The sequence below is a fragment of the Moorena sp. SIO2C4 genome (assembly GCF_010672485.1).
Taxonomy (GTDB): Bacteria; Cyanobacteriota; Cyanobacteriia; order Cyanobacteriales; family Coleofasciculaceae; genus Moorena; species Moorena producens.
In genome coordinates this window covers 1-6,278 of record NZ_JAAHGN010000409.1, presented here as the reverse complement: position 1 = coordinate 6,278, position 6,278 = coordinate 1, and the positions used below count along the sequence as shown (strand labels likewise).

At 43.8% G+C, this 6,278-nt stretch carries 3 protein-coding genes, 1 tRNA gene and 1 pseudogene; 2 read left to right on the top strand and 3 right to left on the bottom strand.

Annotated features, from left to right (window positions below; all coding sequences use genetic code 11):
- The first annotated feature begins 121 nt into the window (after positions 1-121).
- Positions 122-192, top strand: a tRNA-Cys gene (locus tag F6K20_RS20380).
- 58 nt (positions 193-250) lie between these two features.
- Here F6K20_RS20380 and F6K20_RS20375 read toward each other — a convergent pair.
- The 3 genes and pseudogenes from F6K20_RS20375 to F6K20_RS20365 all read right to left on the bottom strand — a co-directional run bounded on the left by F6K20_RS20375 (position 251) and on the right by F6K20_RS20365 (position 4,566).
- Entirely contained in the window at positions 251-2,854 is a 2,604-nt protein-coding gene (locus F6K20_RS20375) for an MBL fold metallo-hydrolase (protein WP_287295824.1), read from the bottom strand.
- Positions 2,855-2,902: 48 nt separating this feature from the next.
- Positions 2,903-4,163, bottom strand: a pseudogene (locus F6K20_RS20370) (RNA-guided endonuclease InsQ/TnpB family protein).
- 271 nt (positions 4,164-4,434) lie between these two features.
- Entirely contained in the window at positions 4,435-4,566 is a 132-nt protein-coding gene (locus F6K20_RS20365; protein ID WP_267872131.1) for a hypothetical protein, read from the bottom strand.
- 503 nt (positions 4,567-5,069) lie between these two features.
- Here F6K20_RS20365 and F6K20_RS20360 point away from each other — a divergent pair.
- Positions 5,070-6,035 carry a DMT family transporter gene (locus F6K20_RS20360; protein ID WP_071102375.1) on the top strand — a complete coding sequence of 322 codons (966 nt, stop codon included), beginning with the start codon at positions 5,070-5,072 and terminating at the stop codon, positions 6,033-6,035.
- The last annotated feature ends 243 nt before the right edge of the window (positions 6,036-6,278 follow it).

Below are 6,278 nucleotides of genomic sequence, written 5' to 3'. Positions count from 1 at the left end.
TAAGCGTTCTTTGCGTCTTCGTTGACTAGGTCAGCACCGGAGAAAGGGGACGCACTGGACGCGGAAAAATTTGTAATATGGGTAATTAAACAGAAATAGTATGATATAATAAGAAACTAGTGGCGGCATAGCCAAGTGGTAAGGCAGGGGCCTGCAAAGCCTTTATCCCCAGTTCGAATCTGGGTGCCGCCTTTTTTAAATGGATAAGCTCGGGAAAATCTCGGAGATATTGAGTAGGAGAGCGCTCCTGCTAGTAATCAACTTCCTCTGCCAACAGAAGGTCAGTGTCAAGAGTTGACAAATCCTGGACTTTAGATTGAAATTGATCACAGATTGCCAAGGGATCAACCCTCCGCTCAAACAAAGGACTATCAGGAGATTCACAAAATCTACCACTGAAAAACTGACACACGGCACAGCAATCCTTTCCACTCTTAAGCCCTGCTTCAATTTCTTCTTCCTGAAGTATCATTTCCGGTTGCATGGGAGCAAGCTTGAGATTCACACCATCCCATCGCGCTTTGATAATGCCGCTGATACTCAAGGTCTGCCATCGAGGGTCTTTTTCCACTACCTCTTCGGGAACTCGCAACCAAGCATCGGTCCCAAAGGTCTCCACCATCACGTCAAACTCTTGGGGTTGCTGAATCTTAGCAAGCTGCTGTCGGGAAAGCTGTTCCGGTGCTACTCCTAATTCAATTTTATCCCCCACAGCAGGAATATGAATATAGAACAAGGACTGATTGTCTCCAGACCGGGCTACTTGGTGTAAGGCTTCTAATTCTCCGTGAATTAAGACTAGGTGCTTGGGCTTTACCTTGTTGATTACTTGTCCGAGTCCCACCTTATCGGTATGGGCAGAGAGGTTAAACCGTTTGATTTGAGCTTTGACGGTAATTGGTTTCCCATCTAGTTCAATAGTGTCCCCAGTCTTGAGACTTTGCAGGAGTCGGCCAGGGGATTCTTCATCAGTGTAGCCAGAAATAAAGATGGCAGCATTCTCTCGCTCTAGCAGTACTGAGGCATAATAGACTGAAGGTCCACCGGTCAGCATACCGGAACTGGCCACAATTACACTGGGTTTTGCGATCGCAATCGGACGTTCCCGAAAGTGTTCGATAGAAATAATCGGGGGTGTACTGGTTTGATCAAAGAATGGTTCCTGGCCGTTAATCTTAACTAAGTTTTGAACTGGAACAGGTAACAAGTCCAGGTTTTCTCGAAATACCTCTGTGACTGCTCTGACCAATCCATCCACAAAGATGGGAACTGTTAATTTATTAAATAACTTGGAGGTGCGGATCCCTAACAAGATTTCCTGAGCTCTACCCAAGGCAAAAGAGGGAATCAAGACATTGCCCCCAGCTTGCACTACTTCAGCAATGGATTCCATCAATGCAGTTTCTTGATTTCTTCTACCGGGGTGGACAGAGGAACCATAGGTAGACTCAGTAATTAAAATATCTGCTTCAGGAAGCTCAGCTAAATTCAAGCCGTTAGTGGTGCGACTATTGGTAGTGTGGAAGTCTCCGGTGTAGAGTAAAGACATATCCTTATAGCGCAGATAGATACAAGCCGCACCCAAGATATGCCCGGCATTGATAAACCTTACCATTAGTCCCGGTAAGGGCTCAAAGTCTTTGCCTACTGGTTGAGTTTCCAATTGAAACAAGGTTCGTTCTAAATCGGCCTCATCAAATAACTCTGGAGAGTCTTCATTCAGTTGCTGTATCTTAAGTCCATCCCTGAGCATGACATGGGCGATTTCCCTGGTGCCATGAGTGGAAATCATCCGCGCACCAGGGTAGCGGCTGTGAAAGACGGGCACAGCACCAAGGTGGTCTTGATGGCTATGGGAGATCAGGAGCAGGTTAGGATTATCCAGATAGTCCAAGGCGGGCAAAGGGTCGTAGCCTTTGGGTCGAGTGCCACAGTCTAAAACTACTTCATAGGGACCAATCAGAATTTGGAAACAACTGGCACCAATGCTTCTAGCTGCTCCTAAAGGAGTAACAATTAAACGATCATAGGATTGAGAATCAACACTTGGAGATGGGATATCCGGAAACTGGTAATAATATACGTGGATATAGTTTCCCTTCAAACTCACTCGTGCTTGTTGCTGGGTTGAAGGGGAGAACGCTTCCCATTCCCATCTTGTTCGACCTCGCTGTTTAGGCAAGTCTAATTGCCAATCGTTGACACCGGTTTTCTGTTTCAACGTGGCTAAGACTCTATCAATGGTTTCCGTCGGGGGAGCAGCTAGTGTGGATTTGGAGGGATTTAGGTCATCTGATAGCTTGGTCAGAGCCTGCTGTAACAAGGTTGTTTGGGTTTGTTGAAATGTTGACTCATGTTTATACTTCCTAGACTCGACCGGTTTGTGGCTGCGGTTTTTCTTCGAAGCTGGGCGGCTATTGGAATTGTGCTCTACTTGGGGTAAAGCTCGATGTAAAATCAGGGTATCCCGTTGGCGCTTAGCAACTACTTCCCACAGTTCCCCAATTTTCATGTGCTTGCTAGAGCCCAAGACACTGATTTTCAGGGTTTTCTGTCCTGGTCTGGACACTTTGAGTTGTACAAACTGTCCCCGTTTGCCTAACTGCACGACTCTGCCAGCGATTAACCATTGCTCCTCCTGGACTGTCTCAGTCATCGCTTCTAGGTAGAGAGAGCCAATTACACCATCTGAGCTAGTATTAGGGGCGACTTGCCAGGAATGGATTCCAGTAGGAATCTCATCAGTGGGTAAGGTTTTGATTTTGAATCGAAGGCCATCCTGACTTAGGAGATAGTTTACCTGAGCTACTGACTCGATGTTTCCAGTTAAGGTGCATTGGATGGTGTTGGTCATCGCTGTAGTGCCATTAGCAGTGGACTGTGTGACTATTCCTACATCAAATCAAAGATTATGATGTAGGCTTCTCAGATTTACAAATGAGACTTGCTGATCCTCAATATCTTGTATCGATTTACCACAGCCATTCAGCGGCAGTCCAACCGCCATTAACGCACGATTCAAAATGTTGATACCACTGTTCCAGTCACGGTCAATCGAAACACCACAACTGGAACAATGATGAACGCGCTCACTTAAACTTTTCAAGGGCCCTAGATCCACAATTGAAGCACTCAATACTTGTCCGACGGGGGTCAACTTTCTGGAGTAACAAACCGCGTTTGACCGCTACTGCTTGTAAAATTTCCATAAATGCCCCCCACGCCGCATCATGTATTGATTTGGCCAGTTTTGTTCTGGCAAGTCCTTTGATGTTTAAATCTTCATGAGCAATCAGGTCGTAATTACTACATAACCAATGAGCAACTTGATAATGAAATTCCTTTCGGCAACGGGTTAAATGAAGGTGCAATAAAGCCACTTGATTCTTAGCTTTTTCCCAGTTTTTAGAACCCTTAACACGACGCGACATAACCCGTTGGGCTTTTGCTAACTTGTCTTGAGCCTTTCGGTAAAACTGAGGAATTGCAATAGCCTCACCATCTGATGTGGTTAAAAATTTTTCTAAACCCACATCAATACCAACAGACGATTTAACTGAATCTACAGGAAGAAACTCAGGGACAGTATCATCTTTCATTGAAATGCAACAATACCAACCGTCTGCTTTTTTAACGATAGTGCATTGTTTGAGAGTGAAACCGTCCGGTATAGGTCTGTGCATTACCACAGGTATCTCACCAATCCGACTCAGCTCAAGCACTCCATCTTTTAGATGTGCTCCCGCTCTGGAATTGTTAACCCGTGGGAATACAAAAGATCGCAAGTCACCAGTTTTCTTAAACCGTGGTCGTCCCCCTCGTTGACCATTAACATCAGGTTTTCGCCATCTATCCCATGCTTTATTAAGCCGTTGTAGGTTAACCTGCTGAGTTTCTGTGTAGATTTGTTTGTACTCAGGGAACCACCGCTTAGTTTCTTTAAGGGCGGCTTGCTGGGTGTAGTAGTTGACAGGTTCCGGAATTTCACCAATCGGCTCACTCACAAGACTGCAACGGTCAATCGGGGTTCTAGTCCGCTTGAGCCAGTCAAGCCGTTGCCCTAGAGCATAGTTCCAGTGACGACGCAACAATTCAAGCCATCTCTCCATGATGGCTATCTGTTCGTCACTAGGCTTGATTCGATAGCAGTAAGTTAACAGCATAATGTGATTGTACTACTTGCGTACTGTTGAGAACCAAGATACCCCGTCGGGCAATTCCCCTCCCGCGCTTATCAAAGATTATAACGGGAGACCCCTTGCCCGTTTAGTTAGGAATTTTCTGGATTAGTTGCCACTTTAATGGTAGACAAGAGAATGGGAAATGATCCCAAATTACTTGGGTAGTTACTGATAATCCTCTATTATACCAGATCCGGTAGAGTGTAGCAGATATCGGATTCACTGATTAGGCTCAAAGGCTCGCGACTGAGGTTCAGAGGATAAACCGACCCAACAGTTGTTCAAAGAATGCCTCGTCGTGCTTTAGGGATGGTCGCCCGATCACCCCAAAGGGATGCTCCTTCAGAGCCGCTACGGGAACGCAATAATAGTGCGATTCGGGCAAAGCCCGACCCTTCGCGAACGCTATATCGCCATATCGCAATAATAGTAAGCCTAACTCTGGGATACATTGCCAATACTATCGGACAGGATACTATATCAAATCCGTTTAATTGTCCATAATAAAAATTACGATATTGTTAATCATCACTAATCCTCCAGACGTGATATAAAAATTTGATACTGATTACCTTTGATTTGGTGAGCAGGATACTTTATGATTAGACTATTATTTATTTGGAGCAGAATAGTAGGTTATAGCTTAGCTAAACTATACTAAGCTATCAGCTAATCAGCTATTCATGATGAGTGTAAGATAACAGACCAAAAAGACCCAAGTAACGTCAGCATCACCCACGAGGAAAAAACCTCTCCTCTATAGACGTTAACTCTAACGTCTATACTCTCCTAGGTTGATCAACCCAATGATTGCCTTAATTTAGCTATCATTTGATAGCTAAATACTTACAAATTACGGTATTTTTAGTCAGCATCTAACACCAAAAAATGAAAGCGATAGTAACAGAATACAATAGAGAGCAAACATCAGAATTACTACCAATACTATTATTAGTAATTGCCTTACTTGCTTTATCTATAACAGCCATCTTAATCAGGTTTTCTCTTCAAGAAATAAGTGCTAATGCCACAGTATTCAATCGTCTTTGGATAGCTACTCTAGTCTTTGGTTTGTGGAATGGATTCAGCCAAGTACGTACTCAAACATCCCAGAAGAACTCTGAACCACAGTCAGGTTACAAAATTGTCGATATCTTACTTTTGGTAGGCGTAGCGATCTCTCATCTGGGTGGTCGATTTCTATGGACTTGGTCTTTAACTAAGACTAGCGTTGCTAATGGTAATGTACTAGGAGCTCTAACACCATTTTTCGCTACTCTAGGAGGATGGTTATTATTTAAGCAGCGTTTTGACCGTAGATTTCTCATTGGTCTGGCACTTGCCTTGTTAGGGGCAACTACTTTACAAATAGAGGATTTTCTAAAGTCGCCCAATAACTTTATCGGTGATAGTGCTGCCTTAGCATCTTCTGTATTTTATGCAGTCAACTTTTTACTATTAGAACAACTGCGAACCAAGTTTTCTGTAGAAGGAATCCTGATTTGGCGCTGTGCTTTGGGAACACTTTTTATGATCCCAGTGGTTCTGATATTCAGTGATCAAATTTTCCCGATTTCTTGGTCAGGATGGTTAGCAGTGATTTCCCTAGCTCTTGTCTGCGAAGCTGTGGGACATGGTTTAGTAGTATACAGCCTCAAGCACTTTTCTTCAGGCTTTGTTTCCTTAGTATTGCTTCTCGATCCACTAGTTGCTGCTATTCTGGCCTGGATTCTATTTTCAGAAAACTTAAGTATTCTTAACTTACTAGGTTTTGCTGTGATTATGGAGGGAATTTATCTAGCAAAAACTGGCAAAGGTGCTGATAAGCCAACTATTAAGGAAGAAAACAGCTAATACCATTGGCCGTTATGGATGCTACAACTAGTTATATCAAGTCTGGTTGAATACCCATAATTAAGGGGAGATGGGGAGATGGGGAGATGGGGAGATGGGGGAGATTTTTATTAAGGGTAATTCTCCTGACATGATATAGCACTACGCATTCAGATGTTTAACATTCATAAACTCCGAAACTTAGTCATAGCTTACTTTTGACTTCTGACGCAAGAACCTTGCTGACTTGCGCGTAGCGCTATA